The 14,968-nt window shown below is 66.3% G+C and carries 15 protein-coding genes; 7 read left to right on the top strand and 8 right to left on the bottom strand.

Going from position 1 to position 14,968, the window contains the following annotated elements; genetic code table 11:
* Positions 1 to 30: 30 nt before the first annotated feature.
* A complete protein-coding gene (locus ACODT5_RS01680) occupies positions 31 to 423 on the bottom strand; it encodes a VOC family protein (RefSeq protein WP_422517363.1) in 393 nt (130 codons plus the stop codon).
* 295 nt (positions 424 to 718) lie between these two features.
* On the opposite strand from ACODT5_RS01680, the gene ACODT5_RS01675 reads away from it, so the two are divergent.
* From ACODT5_RS01675 to ACODT5_RS01665, 3 genes are all read left to right on the top strand, one after another.
* Positions 719 to 1,923, top strand: a protein-coding gene (locus ACODT5_RS01675; protein ID WP_422517362.1) for an IS3 family transposase whose coding sequence is annotated in 2 segments (ribosomal slippage) — positions 719 to 959 and positions 959 to 1,923 — 1,206 coding nt in all. Because the reading frame shifts where the segments join, the coding sequence is not laid out codon by codon here.
* Positions 1,924 to 1,929: 6 nt separating this feature from the next.
* Positions 1,930 to 2,334, top strand: coding sequence for a hypothetical protein (locus ACODT5_RS01670; RefSeq protein WP_422517361.1), 405 nt, complete (start codon positions 1,930 to 1,932; stop codon positions 2,332 to 2,334).
* Positions 2,335 to 3,084, top strand: coding sequence for a hypothetical protein (locus tag ACODT5_RS01665; RefSeq protein ID WP_422517360.1), 750 nt, complete (start codon positions 2,335 to 2,337; stop codon positions 3,082 to 3,084). It begins immediately after the preceding gene.
* A gap of 16 nt (positions 3,085 to 3,100) precedes the next feature.
* Here the strand turns inward: ACODT5_RS01665 and ACODT5_RS01660 are convergent.
* From ACODT5_RS01660 to ACODT5_RS01640, 5 genes are all read right to left on the bottom strand, one after another.
* A protein-coding gene (locus tag ACODT5_RS01660; RefSeq protein WP_422517359.1) for an IS630 family transposase occupies positions 3,101 to 4,164 on the bottom strand; the annotation gives its coding sequence in 2 pieces (ribosomal slippage) (positions 3,101 to 3,700 and positions 3,703 to 4,164; 1,062 coding nt in all).
* A gap of 1,011 nt (positions 4,165 to 5,175) precedes the next feature.
* Positions 5,176 to 6,777 carry an ATP-dependent nuclease gene (locus tag ACODT5_RS01655; RefSeq protein WP_422517358.1) on the bottom strand — a complete coding sequence of 534 codons (1,602 nt, stop codon included), beginning with the start codon at positions 6,775 to 6,777 and terminating at the stop codon, positions 5,176 to 5,178.
* Positions 6,778 to 7,083: 306 nt separating this feature from the next.
* Positions 7,084 to 7,413 carry a KTSC domain-containing protein gene (locus tag ACODT5_RS01650; protein WP_422517357.1) on the bottom strand — a complete coding sequence of 110 codons (330 nt, stop codon included), beginning with the start codon at positions 7,411 to 7,413 and terminating at the stop codon, positions 7,084 to 7,086.
* A complete protein-coding gene (locus ACODT5_RS01645) occupies positions 7,349 to 7,927 on the bottom strand; it encodes a hypothetical protein (RefSeq protein WP_422517356.1) in 579 nt (192 codons plus the stop codon). The genes ACODT5_RS01650 and ACODT5_RS01645 overlap by 65 nt, the downstream gene beginning before the upstream one ends.
* The gene (locus ACODT5_RS01640) at positions 7,924 to 8,262 is read right to left on the bottom strand and encodes a PadR family transcriptional regulator (RefSeq protein WP_422517355.1); all 339 of its coding nucleotides are present in this window, start codon (positions 8,260 to 8,262) and stop codon (positions 7,924 to 7,926) included. Before ACODT5_RS01640 ends, ACODT5_RS01645 begins: the two co-directional genes overlap by 4 nt.
* 222 nt (positions 8,263 to 8,484) lie before the next feature.
* On the opposite strand from ACODT5_RS01640, the gene ACODT5_RS01635 reads away from it, so the two are divergent.
* Genes ACODT5_RS01635 through ACODT5_RS01625 form a run of 3 tightly spaced genes read left to right on the top strand, consistent with a single transcriptional unit; the run spans position 8,485 to position 12,160 of the window.
* The gene (locus ACODT5_RS01635) at positions 8,485 to 10,146 is read left to right on the top strand and encodes a Mu transposase C-terminal domain-containing protein (protein ID WP_422517354.1); all 1,662 of its coding nucleotides are present in this window, start codon (positions 8,485 to 8,487) and stop codon (positions 10,144 to 10,146) included.
* Positions 10,147 to 10,149: 3 nt separating this feature from the next.
* Positions 10,150 to 10,932 carry an AAA family ATPase gene (locus ACODT5_RS01630; RefSeq protein WP_422517353.1) on the top strand — a complete coding sequence of 261 codons (783 nt, stop codon included), beginning with the start codon at positions 10,150 to 10,152 and terminating at the stop codon, positions 10,930 to 10,932.
* A 1-nt stretch (position 10,933) separates the two neighbouring features.
* Positions 10,934 to 12,160 carry a hypothetical protein gene (locus tag ACODT5_RS01625; RefSeq protein ID WP_422517352.1) on the top strand — a complete coding sequence of 409 codons (1,227 nt, stop codon included), beginning with the start codon at positions 10,934 to 10,936 and terminating at the stop codon, positions 12,158 to 12,160.
* 40 nt (positions 12,161 to 12,200) lie between these two features.
* Here the strand turns inward: ACODT5_RS01625 and ACODT5_RS01620 are convergent, their stop codons facing one another.
* Positions 12,201 to 12,650 carry a hypothetical protein gene (locus ACODT5_RS01620; RefSeq protein WP_422517351.1) on the bottom strand — a complete coding sequence of 150 codons (450 nt, stop codon included), beginning with the start codon at positions 12,648 to 12,650 and terminating at the stop codon, positions 12,201 to 12,203.
* A 104-nt stretch (positions 12,651 to 12,754) separates the two neighbouring features.
* Positions 12,755 to 13,180, bottom strand: a complete 426-nt coding sequence (locus ACODT5_RS01615; RefSeq protein ID WP_422517350.1) for a DUF5958 family protein — start codon at positions 13,178 to 13,180, stop codon at positions 12,755 to 12,757.
* Between the two features lie 537 nt (positions 13,181 to 13,717).
* Here ACODT5_RS01615 and ACODT5_RS01610 point away from each other — a divergent pair.
* Complete coding sequence (locus ACODT5_RS01610; protein ID WP_422517349.1) at positions 13,718 to 14,302, top strand: hypothetical protein; 585 nt, start codon at positions 13,718 to 13,720, stop codon at positions 14,300 to 14,302.
* Positions 14,303 to 14,968: the final 666 nt, after the last annotated feature.

Raw genomic sequence — 14,968 nt, 5'->3', positions numbered from 1 at the left:
GGGCATCAGCCGGGCCGGGGGCGGCCTTCCCTACTTGTATTCCGTCGGCTCGGCCAGTTCGAAGACCACACCGTTCGGGTCGAACACGATGGCTACCTTCTGTCCCCATGGCCTCACGGTCGGCTCCTTGGCGCTGGTGGCGCCCGCCTTGATGGCCTTGCGGTACGCCGCCTCCGCGTCATCGACCTCCAGGCCGATCCGGAACCCGTTGGCCGGACCCGGGGTCGCGAAGTCGCTGATCTTGCTCCAGTGCTCGACGGACAGGAGCACGCCTGCCTCCAGGGAGCCGTCCGAACCGTTGGTCAGCACCGTAAACGTGCCGTCGGGGTCCGCGAACGCCTCGTCCAGCCCGAATGCCTCCTTGTAGAATTTCACCGCCGCGCCGACATCATCGACCATGATCGTCGTACCTGCGTATCGCATGCGCCCATCCTTACTCGGGGGTCGGCCGTAATATCCACGGCCAATTCAACGCCCTGCATCAGCCACGCGCCACTGCACGACACCCACCACCAAACCCATCAACCAAACAACGCAATGAACCGGGTCTATCGGGTCTATCAGGAAGGAATCAGGTGTGATTCGTGATAGTCCCGAGAACGCATCAGCCCTGGCCCCCGGGTGGTCAGGGTTTCTGGTCGAGGCCGGCTGAGGTGACCCCCGTGGTGTGGACACACCTGACAATGGATCTTGGTGATCCAGGAAGGTGTAGATCCACATGGCACGGCCCTCGAAGTACAGCCCGGAGTTCCGGTTCGACGCGATCGCGTTGTGGCGGGCTTCGGCCGGCAGGCGGACGTTCAGAGACGTCGCGGCCGATCTGAACGTCAACCCCGAAACGCTCCGTACCTGGGTGCGTGACGCCGACGGCCGTCCGGCCGCGTCCGGTGTGCCGGGAGATGCCGCGGACGAGCTGGTCCGGTTGCGTGCGGAGAATGCCCGGCTGGCCAAGGCGGAGAAGGAATGGCAGCTCGAGCGGGAGATCCTGCGCCGGGCAGCGGCGTATTTCGCCCGGGAGATGAAGTGAAGACCTCCGCTTGGGACTTCGTCTCCGCCCACGCCGAGAGGTTCGGCATCAAGCGGATATGCCGGGTGCTGGAGGTCTCCCGCTCGGGCTACTACCGCTGGATCGCCGGTGCCGACACGCGGGCCGGGCGGCAGGCCGCGGAAGACGCGCTGGTCGCCGAGATCCGTGAGATCCACGCCGAGCACCGAGGGAACTACGGCGCGTTGCGGGTCCATGCCGAGTTGCGCGGCTTCGGCCACACCGTCAACCGCAAGAGGGTCGCGCGGCTGATGCGCAAGCACGGCATCGTCGGCCGCCACCTGCGCAAGAAGAAGCGGACCACGGTCCCGGACCGCCTCGCGCCGCCGGTGCCAGACCTGGTCCGGCGGGACTTCGCCGCTGCCGCGCTGAACGAGAAGTGGTGCGGCGACATCACATACGTGCAGGTCGGAGCGGTGTGGCTCTATCTCGCCTGCGTCATCGACATCCGCTCCCGCCGGGTGCTCGGCTGGTCGATGGCCCCGCACATGCGGGCCGAACTCGTCATCGACGCGCTCCAGGCCGCGGTCGCGGCCCGCGGCGGCAACGTCGCCGGAGTGATCTTCCACGCGGACCGCGGGTCGCAGTACACCTCGGCCGCGTTCGCTCAGGTCTGCGACCGGTACGGCATCCGCAGGAGCATGGGCAGGGTCGGCTCCAGCTACGACAACGCCCTGGCCGAGAGTTTCTGGCAGGGACTGAAGCGAGAAACGATGCACGGCAAGCTGTTCTTGACGATGCGGCAGGCGAGGCTGGAGATCTTCCAGTGGCTCACCTACTACAACGCCCGCCGACGCCACAGCGCGCTGGGCTACCTCTCACCGCTGGAGTTCGAACAACAGCACCACAAGACAGCTAAACTCTCACTCGCAGCATGAACCCCTGTGTCCACACTCCGGGGGTCACCTCAGTGCTTCGAGTACCTGCGCTATCTGTGGGATGACATCGGCTCGGACCTGACGATCGTGTTCACGGGCGGGGACGGCTGTTTCGAGATGCTGCAGAGCGAGCCGATGCTGGAGTCCCGCGTGTATGCGTGGCAGGAGATCGAGCCGATGCCGCTGGAGGAGGTCCTCTCCGTCATCCCGGCGTTCCACCCCGTGTGGGTGGACGCGGACCTGGACCTGATCGCGATGTGCGATGACGAGGCCGCGCACGGCAATTTCCGGGCCTGGGCGAAGATCACCCATCATCTGACCGCTGGGATGAAGGAGTCCGGGCGGATCCTGGATGAGGACTTGCTGCGGTGGTCCTACAGCAAGCTGCGCCAGCGTCCGGTGGTGGCCTGAGTGCTGGAGTGCCCGAACCCGCCGCCGGTCACGGTGGTTCTGGACCCGTACGACGACGTGGTCCACACCCGGGCAGCGCTGGCATCCCATGCTCCGCAGCGGGGGCGCCTCACCGTGCACCCCACTCCCGGCACCGACGCCGGGATCGCGCTGGCCTACGACATCCTCGCCGCCCTGGGCAAGCCCGTCCCCCTCACCGGCTACCGTCACCTCGACCCCACCCCGGCTTGGTCGATCGCGGCCGCCTGGATCCATTCCATCCCCATCACGCATCTGACCCTGCTGCGCGCCCACCTGCTCACCCCGCACCGCTTCAGAGACCTTCTCGCTCTGCGCCGGCGTACCGGTGTCCGCCTGGTTCTTGTGTGCCACCACCGGGCCATGCGGGCTTTTCTGGAGCGTGAGCTGCTGCAGGTGGACCACCGTGTCGCCGAGGCCTCTGTTCTGCTGCCCGGGGCCGAACCGATCACGCTGGAACGCCGGGCAGCCAGGCCGTTGGCGAACCGCTGGATCAGCCTGCCTTCCCTGACCACCCTCAAGGCCTTCGATGAGGCCACCGGCCCGTGCCGGTGTGCCGCGCCGCTGGCAGCAGACCGGGACTTCTTCCCGCCGGTGATGCAGCCGGTCACCGAGGCGGAGGTGGCTTGGCGCCTTCACCGCGCGACGGCGCACCCGTACCTGGCAGCTCAGCTCGCCGCGGCCGTATTCACTGCGGCCTCCACCACCCAGCTACTGAACTTGAATGTGTGATGTCGGTTTGATCGTGTCAGCTGGTCAGGGTCAGGCCGGTGCCTATGAGGCAGCCGTCGATGAGGTGCGGTCGGTACTGGGTCTTCTTGAGGCTGCGCTTCACGGCGGCGGCGAGCTGGTCGAGGTTGGCGGCGGCGAGGTTGCCGATGGTCCGTTTCACCAGGGACCAGATGCCTTCCTGAGGATTGAGGTCAGGGGCGTAGGACGGGAAGTGGAAGACGGTCAGCCAGTGCTCGTTCGCGGCGATGAAATCCTTCATCTGCGGCATGAGATGGGTGCGCAGGTTGTCCCAGACCAGGACGATGGGGCCTTTGAGCTGGTTGTGCGCCCGCACGATGAGGTCGCGGTAGTCCTGCCAGGTGAAGCCCTTGGGTTCGCCCTTGCGGCCCCGGTGGACGCGGAAGCTGTAGATCAGCCGGGAGCGGTCTCCGGGGCGGAAGCAGACCATTCCCGCCATCGAAACCCGTCCGGAACCCCTGCCCCGGACGCGGACTACCGGCGTCTGGCCGATGCGGCCCCAGGACCTCGCGCGTGGCGGCCTCAGCGACTGGCTGGCCTCGTCCTCGAAGACGATCCAGGCATCGCGGGCCGCCGCCGTGCTTTTACCTGCGGCCACACCTCCTTCTTCCACAACTCCACTGCCTCGTCGTCACGTTCGATCGCCCGGCGAGCCGGCTGCTGCCACGACCAGCCATGACGCTTCAGCAGCCGCCATGTCCCCTCCACCGTGTAGCTGACGTGGAACAACCGTCCGATCAGAGTCTTCACCCGGGCCAGTGTCCACCGCTGGTCAACCCAGCCATGGGCGAGCGGACCGCGCTCCAACTCCCGCTCCAGTTTCACGATTTGCTCTTCCGAAAGCCTCGGGCGTCCTGGCGATCCCTTCGACCGGACACCCTCTTCGCCCCGCTCGCGCCACTGACGGCGCCAGCGCTCCACCGACCGCTCGCTCACCCGCAGCGCGGCAGCGATCTCCCCGTTCTTCGCGCCGCTCTCGAAGCGACCGACCGCCTCCAGCCGGATCAGCTCTCTTGCAGCCCTCTTGGCATCGGTCAAACCGCCGCCCTGCGCGTATCTCACACCACACAACTACCGACCTAACTCAGACCCTGTCAGGCGAACGGCCCGACATCACCCAATCAAGTTCAGTAGCTACCGCCCGCGTGCGCGATCTAGGTGCCAACGGTGCGACGCTCACGCTCCACGACCACGGGCTGCGCCGGGGATGCGCGACCCATCCTGTTCCAGTCTGGGCCCGTCCGTTGTTGAGGGCGGCCGCTCTCCTGTGGCGAATCGGGGCCAGCGGTAGTGGACTGCTGTTCAGCGATCCGCTGGGCAGTACAGGACTGCCTTCCCTGCTGGCCTTCGCCGAGGACTGCAGGCTCCGCCCGCCCCAGCCTCCGTGCCCCAAGGTGCGCCGGACTCGGCGAGGGACGGCGCCGAGTCCGAAGGAGCCTGCGGGCACCGTCTGGCCTGTGTGTACTGCCCATTACGGGCCCGCGTGGGTGAGGGATGAGCCTGATCTGATGCAGGGCTGTCCGTACCCGCCGCCTCACACGCGGAAGACCATCGACAGGCGGAAGAAGGGATGGCTGCCCCCGGACTACGGCCTGCGCGAGCTTCGTCACCTGCGCTGAGAGCGGGTGGGAGCGGTTCGACCATCGGTGACCTGCCGATGGGTCTCCCGCAGAATCGGGCCTGTACTGCTGTCCTTGCAGGCGGCGTTCGGACCAGATCCAGTCTTCGGTGAATCGCCTGTTCGGCTTGCTGCTGGAGCGGTCTGGATTGGGCCGTAGGACTGTCAGTGGCGTGTGGGAATCTTCGGTTATGACCTTTCGGGGAAGTGTTCATATCGAAGGCATTCCGACGCATACGGGCGGTGTTCCATGGGTGGTGGACAAGCGCGACGCATACATCGCAAGGAGCCGCCCACTCCTGACGGCTGCCGCTGGTGCGGCGACAAGCAGGACCATCACGGTGCCCAGTGGGTCGCCTCAGTCGGCCTCCACACGTGGGAGCCTCCGACGCGTGAACAGCGGCTCAAGCGTATGCAGGCGCGACGCGCGGCGCGTCAGGCCGACCGCGTACGGCCTACCAAAGATGAGGCCCCGCGTTCTGCGCGCGAATGACCAGGGCGTCGAAGATTGCAGCCAGGGCGGCGGGGATGCGGTCCTTGGGAAGGTGAGCAGCGATGCCGACCATCAGGTCTTCCTTGTTCTGAGGCCCTTCGGCCGAGCCGGCCTTGAACATGGTCAGTAGCTGCGAGCTGAACTTTCCAGCTCGCAGTTGCTCAACCTCGTCAGGCTGCCAGGGACCGCGTTCGGTGTTCGGCTTCCACAGGGCATTGCCCGTGTTCGCCCAGTCGTCATTGGTGAACAGGTCCTCAAGCTCGTCGGGGGAGCCGAGGTAGAGGCACTCCTTGGTCAGGTCGAAGCCATGTTCCCTGAGCTTGTCGTCCCGAAAGACGTGCTTTTGGTTGGTACGACTGTCTTTGTCGACGACGAAGGCGACGTCACGGCCATGCTCCTTGAGGAACTTGGCGAATCGCAGCGCACCCTCGTTGCTGCCACCCGCCCAGAGGCAGATACCGGCGGACTGGATGGGAAACCCGGCGTGCTTTCGGAACATGATTGGGAATGCGGACGTCTCGGACACGCCCTCCACCGCGACGAAGAACCGCTCGTGCAGCAGCACGCTGTTACGAAACCCCAGCGTGGTCGCGATCGTCGACAGATGGCGACGCACATCCACATCTGCGCTGTCCTCGCTCAGTACCTCTGCCCGTACCTGCCCCTCGTGGGTGCGCAGGTGTACCACGGAGGAGATGTCGACGCCGTCGATCAGGTTGAGCGAGTGCGTTGCCACAATGACGCGCGCATTGGGCCGCGACGACTGCAACTGGATCAGCGCCATGATGCGCCGCTGGTGGGAATAGTCGAGGTGGGTGTCGGGCTCGTCGTAAACGAACACGACATCTGCGTCGGGTCCTTGCGTTGAGTCGTGCTGCCCCAGGTCGTTGCTGCTCTCCCAGAGGGCCAGCGAGATACGACGTGAGCGACCGGTTCCTGCCGACGAGAGTGGGAACCGCCGACCCTGCGAGTCCACGATGTTCAGCTCGACCCCGACCAGTGCTGGACGCACCTGCACCTGCGGGTCGAGCTCGACGGACGGCAGCGCGCACCGCTCGGCGATGTGCCCGCGGATGCTGTTGATGTCGGGTGTCAGCGATTCGGCCAAGTAGCCCTCAAGGTCTGCCACGCGCTTGGCGACCTCATCAGCCCGCGTGTACTCGCGCAGTCGGGAGTTGAGCAGGCTCTGGACCACAGCCTCGGGCGCCTGGACCGCGTCACCCTTGAAGTACACCATCGACGGCATCGCTGCGGCTACCTCGGAATCCGCAGCCACCCACTCTTCGAATTGCTCCATCTGCTGGGCCAGCTCCCGAAGAGGCTGCTCCCAGCTGTTCCTCACATTTGCCTGCCCGACGGGATCGACCCCGTGTGTGGCTGCCAGCTTCTTGAGGTTGGGTAGCTTCACAGATTCCAAGTCCCGCAGCCCGGGATCCTTGCAGACACTGCGTCGGATCTCCAAGAATGTTCCCGCCTCCGGGCGGAAGCGGCGGCGGATCGGCACGCGCTCTGGCAGGGCGAATCGCTGCTGCTCATCTGTGTTGAGGGTGAACTCGCCCGTCACGGTCGTCTGAGGCACTCGTGCGTGGGGTGCGACCGGCTCACCGTCGGGTGCCGGCTCCCGACGCCCCCCGTCGCCTACGTAAGTGAGATCGCGCTCGCTCAGGGCTGTCCCGTGAAGGAGAAAGTTCAGAGCATCCAGCAAAGCGCTCTTCCCACCCTCATTCTGTCCGGTCAGAACTGTCTGAGGCAGGACTGGAACATCGCCGATGTTCGCAAGGCAGCGGAAGCCCTCAACGGAAACGGAGCAGATCTGCACGCACGCCTCAACTCAACAACGATCGAACGGGTCTAATGAACTGTCTGGGAATCAGGCTGAGATCGGACGGTACGGGTAGCGGCCCTTGATGAAGCGGGCGAGGAACCCGCCTTTGCTGGAGGACGCCATCAAGGCCGCGTGCACGTCTGCAGGGACGTTTTCGTAGTGATGCGCGACGTGTGATTTGCAGTGGTTGGCGACAGGGCCTTCAGGTGGGGTTTTAGCTGGTGGGCGGGTTGTGGGGTGTCGTTCTTCTGCTGAAGGCCGGTGTCGTTTCCCGCTGAAGGTCTGCTGTCGCGTGTGTAGGGGTGGGTGGTTACCGGTGTTCGGGGCAGTGCCTGGTTCCGTACCACCGGTCGAGGTGGTCGTGGGCCTGAGCATCGCCTGTGGCGGCGAGGGCTGCCTGACGTCGCAGGAAGCGGGCGTAGGTGATCATGCCTGCTGCTAGGTAGGTCGTCGCGATGCTTCCGGGTATGACGATGGCGAGGTACAGGGCGTTGGTGTCTGCTGTGGGCGGGATGCGTTCAGACCACGTCACGCTGGCCATGCCCAGGGGGAGAAGGATCCAGCCGCGCATCATTTTGGGGCCGGTCCAGAAGGCTGTGTGCGTGTGGGCGAGCCGGCGGGGCCATGCCGTTCGTCCGAGGGCCTCGCGCCGCATTCGGAGGGCGGGGGTGAGGAACGTCAGGGCGTAGGTCAGCTTGAGGAGTTTGCCGGGGCGTTGGTCGAGGAGCGCGGTCCATTCCTCTTCGTAGCGCAGTGCCGGTTCTGCGTCGGGGATGCGGTGGGCTGCCCATCGGATGATTCTGCGGGCCAGCCACGGGCTGATGTCGACTGCTTCGTTGATGAGCAGCCCGGCGATGAGCGGGGCGATGTAGCGCAGGAGATCTATCACGCGATTCCCCATCCGGGGCTGCGCAGGGGGTTTGCCCGTGCGGGGGGTGAGGGGAGTGCGCCTCGTCGTTCGAGCAGCACTTCACGAACGCCGGCGGTGCCGTTCGGGGTGAGCCGATAGAAGCGCTTGCGCGGCACCCCGGGGGTCTGTTCCGAGGTCTCCCAGCTGCTCTCCAGCCATCCCGCTGATTCCAGGCGGGCAAGGATCGGGTAGACGCTGCCGGTGGGCTTTTTGGCGGCCTGAGCGATGGCGTACCCGTGGACGCCCCCCTCGGATACGAGCAGGACCTCCATCACGTCGAGCGTCGCCTGCGTGACCTTGAATGGCCTGTCCATAATATAACTCTAGCTATATAGAGTTAGGCTGTCCAGGGTTCAATAGGCCCCAACGGCAGGTCCTTTCAGGGGCCGGGCCTTGCTCGGGAGATCACGGTCTCTGACTGCTCGGTCTGCTGGGGTCGTCACTCGTTGGTGGGATGTGGTGCGGCGTGTCGGAGTGAGGTGCGTGGCCGTGGACAGCGTTTCCGGGGCGGGGATGGGCGTCTGCGGGAGGGGCTGATGGCGGACAGCGATGCCGGTGGCTTCACCGATTGGGTGGTGCCGGCTGGTGTGGGGCGGGAGGCGGCGGTCATGCGCCTGATGGCCCTCGATGGTCGCGGTGAACTCGGTTCTGCACATGTGCGGTTGACTGCTTCGGCTTTGGACGTGTCCGAGCGGACGGTGTGGAACTGGGTGGCGGTGGCCCGGCGTGAGGGGCGTCTGTCTGCTCGGACGCCTGCGCGGACTGGCGTGAGTGCTGATGTCCGTGCGCGTCTTGCAGTGTGGGGTGGGAACGTGGCCGCGGTCCACCGTGAGCTGCTCGCCGAGGCGACGGAGGCTGGTGTCGCGGATTCGGTGCCTTCTCTTCGTGCTCTGCAGCGCGCGGTACGGCAGGACTTGTCGGTGGGGGAGCGGGCGGGGTTGAAGGGCGGTGAAGCAGCCCGCCGACGCTACGACGTCTATGGCAAGCGTCCGCGGACTCATCGGAACGCGTGTTGGGAGGGTGATCACAAGCGGGTCCCGGTCCGTGTGGACGTCGAGGGCGTGGCGGTGTGTCCGTGGGTGACGTGGTTCATCGATGTCGCGACGAAGGCCATTGTGGGAGTGGCGGTGACTCCGCATCAGCCGGCCCGGGACGCGGTCCTGGCCGCGCTGCGCACAGGCATCAGTAGGCAGGATCCGTACGGCCCGTTCGGTGGCCTGCCAGGCGTGGTGCGGGTGGACCGGGGCAAGGAGTTCTTGTGCCGGACGGTGGAGCGCGCGCTGGGTGCCTTCGCGGTTCCGGTCCATGACCTGCCCGCCTATAAGCCGTATCGCAAGGGCACCATCGAGGCGCTGAACGACGCGGTCGAGGTGATGTTCCTGGTTTCGCTGCCTGGCTATACCCGCAGGGCTCGGCCGGTCGGTGCTCACCGTCCGGATCGGGTGGAGCACCTCTTGTCGTATCCGGAGTTCGTCGAGGAGCTGCTGAAGTGGGTGCGGGGGTGGAACACCAGCCACCATCCTGAGGGTCTTGCGGACGGGATGACGCCGTTGGCGGCGTGGGAGGCGGATCCGGTGCCGGTCGAGGACGTCGCGGAGGAGCGGCTGGCGTTCTTCGCGTTGGAGGACGACGGTCGGGTCCGGAAGATCACCACGAACGGAATTTTATGGCGGCGCCGTGCCTACATCGCGCCGTGGATGGCCGGGCACGTCGGCATGCGGGTCCGGCTGCGGTATCTGCCGCACTACGACGGGCGGATCGAGGTGTTCTCCGCCGAGGAGTGGGGCCGGCATCTGGGTAGCGCCTATCTGGCCCAGGCGGCGACGGTGGAGCAGCGCCGTGCGCTCAGTTCGGTCAGGGAGAAGAAGGCCCGCGCGCTGAAGGCGGATCTGAAGGCGGCGGAGAAGCTGCGCAAGTCCCGCTACACGGCCACAACGACGGCGTCCGTGCCCCGTCCGCGGCGCACGGTCACGTCTTCTCAGGCGGAGGCGGAGATCGCCCGGGCCAGGGGTGTGGATCTGGCGGCCCGGGCGCTGCCGGACTTGATCCCTCCCCGTGAGCCTCCGGCCTCGTGGGCGCGTCCGGTTGTCCGCCCTCGCCGGGCGGCCGACTTGCAAACGGATGCTGGACAGGCGGAGGCAGCCGATGACGGGCTGCCGGGAGTGGCTGATGTACGTGACGACAGCGGGGAGCGTTGATCAATGGCGACTGCTGAGCGACAAGGCCGGCTGCCCCGGGAGCGGGAGGACCACTTCATGCGACTGCCGGGCGCCCAGGTGGTCTCAACACGTGCCCTACTCATGGTCCGGGAGAACATCCGTGCCGCGATCGAGGCCAGAGCCATGATCTGTATCTACGGGCAGGCGGGCCGGGGCAAGTCGTTGGCGGTGAACACCTCGCTGCGCGAGCTCGCGCCGAAGCTGACGCGCCGGATCCAGTTCAGGGCCCGCCCCTCCACCCGAGACCTGCGCCACGAACTGTTCCATGCCCTTGGTCTGCAGGGCCGTCCGCCGGGGCAGCCGATCGAGTTCGACCGGATGCTGCGCGGCGCCCTGGAGGAGACGCACGTCCTGGTCTGTGACGAGGCGCAGTGGCTGTCGAAGATGTGCTTCGAATATCTGCGCTATTTGTGGGATGACATCGGTTCGGACCTGACGATCGTGTTCACGGGCGGGGACGGCTGTTTCGAGATGCTGCAGAGCGAGCCGATGCTGGAGTCCCGCGTGTACGCGTGGCAGGAGATCGAGCCGATGCCGCTGGAGGAGGTTCTCACTGTCGTCCCGGCGTTCCATCCCGTGTGGGCGGATACGGACCCGGACTTGATCGCCATGTGCGATGACGAGGCCGCGCACGGCAACTTCCGGGCCTGGGCGAAGATCACCCATCATCTGACCGCCGGGATGAAGGAGTCCGGACGGATCCTGGATGAGGACCTCCTGCGTTGGTCCTACAGCAAACTGCGCCAGCGACCGGTGGTGGCCTGAGGTGCTGGACTGCCCGAATCCGCCGCCGGTCACGGTGGTCCTGGACCCGTACGACGACGTGGTCCACACCCGGGCGGCCCTGGCATCCCACGCCCCGCAGCACGGACGCCTCACCGTGCACCCCACTCCCGGCACCGACGCCGGGATCGCGCTCGCCTACGACATCCTCGCCGCCCTGGGCAAACCCGTCCCCCTCACCGGCTACCGTCACCTCGACCCCACCCCGGCCTGGGCGATCGCGGCCGCCTGGATCCTGGCCACGCCCATCACCCACCTCACTCTGCTGCGCGCCCACCTGCTCACTCCGCACCGCTTCAGAGATCTCCTCGCTCTGCGCCGGCGCACTGGTGTCCGCCTGGTTCTGGTCTGCCACCACCGGGCCATGCGGGCTTTCCTGGAGCGTGAGCTGCGGCAGGTGGAGCACCTCGTCGCTGAGGCCTCCGCTCTGCTGCCCGAGGCCGAGCTGGCCACGCCGCAGCAGCAGGTGTCCCAAGCGGCGCGGCCGTTGGTGAACCGCTGGATCAGCCTGCCCGCCCTGACCACGCTCAGGGCTCTCGACGAGGCGACCGGCTCGTGCCGGTGCGCCGCGCCGCTGGCGCAGGACCGGGACTTCTTCGCGCCGGTGATGCCACCGGTCACCGAGGCGGAGGTGGTGTGGCGTCTTCACCGTGCAACGGCGCACCCGTACCTGGCGGCTCAGCTCGCCACGGCCGTGTTCACCGCGGCCTCGACCACCCAGCTCGCCACCGCGTACGTCCGCGATCTGGCCCCGGACGGCACGACGATCACGTTGCACGATCAAGGGTTGCGTCAGGGCTGTATGACTCACGCTGTTCCAGCCTGGGCCCGCCCCTTGCTGAGTGCGACCGCTCTCCTCTGGCGGATTGGGGCCGGCACCAGCGGGCCGCTGTTCAGCGACCCGCTGGGAGGTGAGGGGCTACCGTCCCTGACGGCCTTCGCTGAGGAGTGCAAGCTGCGCCCGCCTCAGCCGCCGCGCCCCAAGCTGCGCCGGAGCCGACATGGGACGGCGCTGTGCCTGAAGGAGTCTGTGAAGACCATCTGGCCTGTGTGTACCGCCCATTACGGGCTTGCCTGGGCCAGGGATGAACCTGATCTGATGCAGGGCTGTCCGCAGCCGCCTCCGCACACACGGAAGACCATCGAGAGGCGGAAGAAGGGGTGGCTGCCGCCGGACTACGGACTGCGAGAGCTTCGCCACCTGCGCTGAGAGCCAGTGAATCTGCAGTAGAAGTGGCCAGAACGGGCGGCTACGCTTCTGGCTTCCCCGTAGCGTCCGGGGCCTCTGCCCCGTACCGGGGTCGAAGCTGTAGGTACCTCTCCTTCATGGCGGGCCCGAGATGTGCCTCTATGCCGTGCCCGGGTTCCCCCTCGTACGGGAGGTCGTAGAGGAACGAGGTCACGATGACCTCGATTGCCCCGGGCACGCGACGCTGTGTCTCTTCCTCCAGGAACGCAAGGACCCGGCGCCAGTCGGGACCGTCCGGGGCGTCCTCCGTCAGGTACGAGCGGACGGTGTCCTGCACGACGTCCCAGAAGAACACGTGCGGGAGCAGCCTGTTCTCGTTGAAGACGTGGCACTCGTAGGCGTCCTCGAACCCGGGCACCTGAGCAACGAGGTCTTCCACGAGGCGTACGCCGGCAGCATCCTTCTCGGCAGTCCCGTCCGCCTTCTGCTCTTCGTTGTCGTCGGCAGCCATGTGCTGGGACGCTATCGCATCGGTTCAGCACCACCCGCCGCCTCATCTGCTTTGACCTGCGTGTACCTGGTCTCTCGTTCATCCAACGGAAGAGATGGCTGCGATCATTCGCAATTCCTGGTCAAGTTGTGCCAGGCGTGTGTGCAGGTGCCTTTGCAGTACATCTCCCTGCGTCGGGTGTCGGCGACGGTGAATACGGAGACGAGTACGCGGAAGGCTTTGACGTGTTCGTCGGCGGGGAGGCCTGAGAATCCGTAGCGGGGAGGGTTCATGCAGATCATGACCGAGGGGTTGGCGGTGGGTTTCACGCCTGACCGTGCTACGCCCGCGCGGCCGTCTTCGGCTGTGATGTGGGCCTGCATCGCGTACAGGCCGGCCTCGTGCAGTGCCTCCTGCCGGCGGGCCGGTGACAGGTTGGTGAACCAAGCTATGCCCTGCTCCAGGGTGCAGAGTCCTTGGGCGATCCCGTTGACGACTCGTTCGGTTCCATACCAGAAGGAGGGGTCGTCCGCGTTGTTCGGTTCAGTCATCGCTTGATCATTCCATGTGCTGGCAGCGCATGAGGAGCCCTCAATGCGACTGCGACGGTGTCGGGTCGTTGCATGAGATGTCATGGTGGCCGACGATTCAGCGCCGACGTCACGTGTTGTCAGTGGTCGGTGTCACTGACGGGTCGGTAAAAGGCCCAGTTCACGAGGTTTTTGATGGTGGCTCAGGCTTCACCGATCGCCGACAAAACACAGCCGACGTCTTGCTGCTGGTATGTGGGCTGTCAGCCAGTTTCTAGCTGGTGTTCAGATTGAAGCATGTGGGTTGGTGGGTTCGAGGTTGGGTTTTTTTGATCTTTGGGTGGGAGGGGGTGTCTGGTGGGTGGGCTCCGGTTGGTTCCGCGGAGTGTGTGACCGGGTGTGTTTGTGGCTGATGGGGGTTGTGTGGTGTCTGTGGGTTCTGGTGCTGGGGAGTCGGTGGTGTTGTGGGTGGATGAGAGTCTTCCTCCGGCTCGGATTGATGTTGATTCGCACCATGATGGTGTGCCGTTTGTGGGTCCGCAGGAGTCCCATGAGCCGGTGAAGGTGCTGGTGGGGCCGTATCCGGACATGGCTGAGGGTGATCTGATCAGCTTGTGGTGGGGCCCGCGTACGGTCGCAGTCGCGGACTACGCCTCTGAGGGCCGCCTGCCTGAGTATCGGGTGGGTGAGCACGAGGTCGGCAAGGCGGTCGAGTTGCATGTCAGCTGGCACGAGGTCGGGGCTGAGGGCCAGGGCCAGGGTCACGTTGTGACGTATGTGGTGGGGCGTAGTGGCGGGTCGGGTGTGTTCGTCGAGTTGCAGGAGGGTGAGGATCCCAGCTTCGAGGTGCAAGCCCTGTATTCGGGGTGGGCTCCGTTCACCCGGGTTGATGTGGTGGCCCGTGGGGGTGGGGAGGAGTCGCCGGCTCCGGAGGTTGGGGTGGCTTCGGAGGGTGTCATCGATCTGGCTGTTGTAGGTGATGACGATGTTGAGGTGGTTGTTTCTTTCCCGTTCTGGCAGGGCTTGGACGGGGGGGCTGAGGCTGTGCTGACGTGGGAGTTCGTGACGCCGGGCCGTTTTCCCCTGCCGCTCCAATGGGACAAGGGTGATGTGGTCTTCGACCGGCCGGGAGAGTCGTCGTAACGGTTACCGGCAAGGCCGTCGAGGGGCGGGTGGTCTTCCAGGTTCCGAATGAGAGACGTCGTGAAGGCTGCCGGCGGTTTTGGGACCTTCCGTTAGAGAGGTGCCGGGGTGGGAGTATCGCCTGTCCTCCCGGGCGGTTTGGATAGGACCACGGTGACGGTGGTGAAGGGAGTGGCCAAGTAGGCGGTAGCCGGATGTGATCCGGTAGGACACGGGGGTCGGGGGAGCCGGCATGCGTTCCCAACGGGCCGGAGGCCGAACCCCGTGAAACGGGGTGGCCTCCTCCTGCAGGAGCGCCCCGCTGCGGCCGCGAAGCGGGCCCGTTCCGTGCGGAGCGCGGCGCGACACGCAACCCAGCTCGAAGCGAAGCGGAGAGACCCGGCCGAAGAGCCGAGCCCCAGGGGCTCGAAGCCCGGGGCGGAGCGCAGCGAGGTGCTCTCCTTCGGGCGAGCGCAGCGAGGCGGTTCAGTCCCAGGCGCGCAGCGCCTGGGTACCCGCTCCGAAGCAGCGGGCCTTGGTCCGCGAAGCGGACCCCGCCGAGCGCAGCGAGGCGGTTCAGTCCCAGGCGCGCAGCGCCTGGGTACCCGCTCCGAAGCAGCGGGCCTTGGTCCGCGAAGCGGACCCCGCCGAGCGCAGCGAGGCGGTTCAGTCCCAGGCGCGCAGCGC

The organism is Streptomyces tatrensis, from assembly GCF_049310065.1.
GTDB lineage: Bacteria > Actinomycetota > Actinomycetes > Streptomycetales > Streptomycetaceae > Streptomyces.
This window is presented reverse-complemented; position numbering and strand designations above follow the sequence as displayed.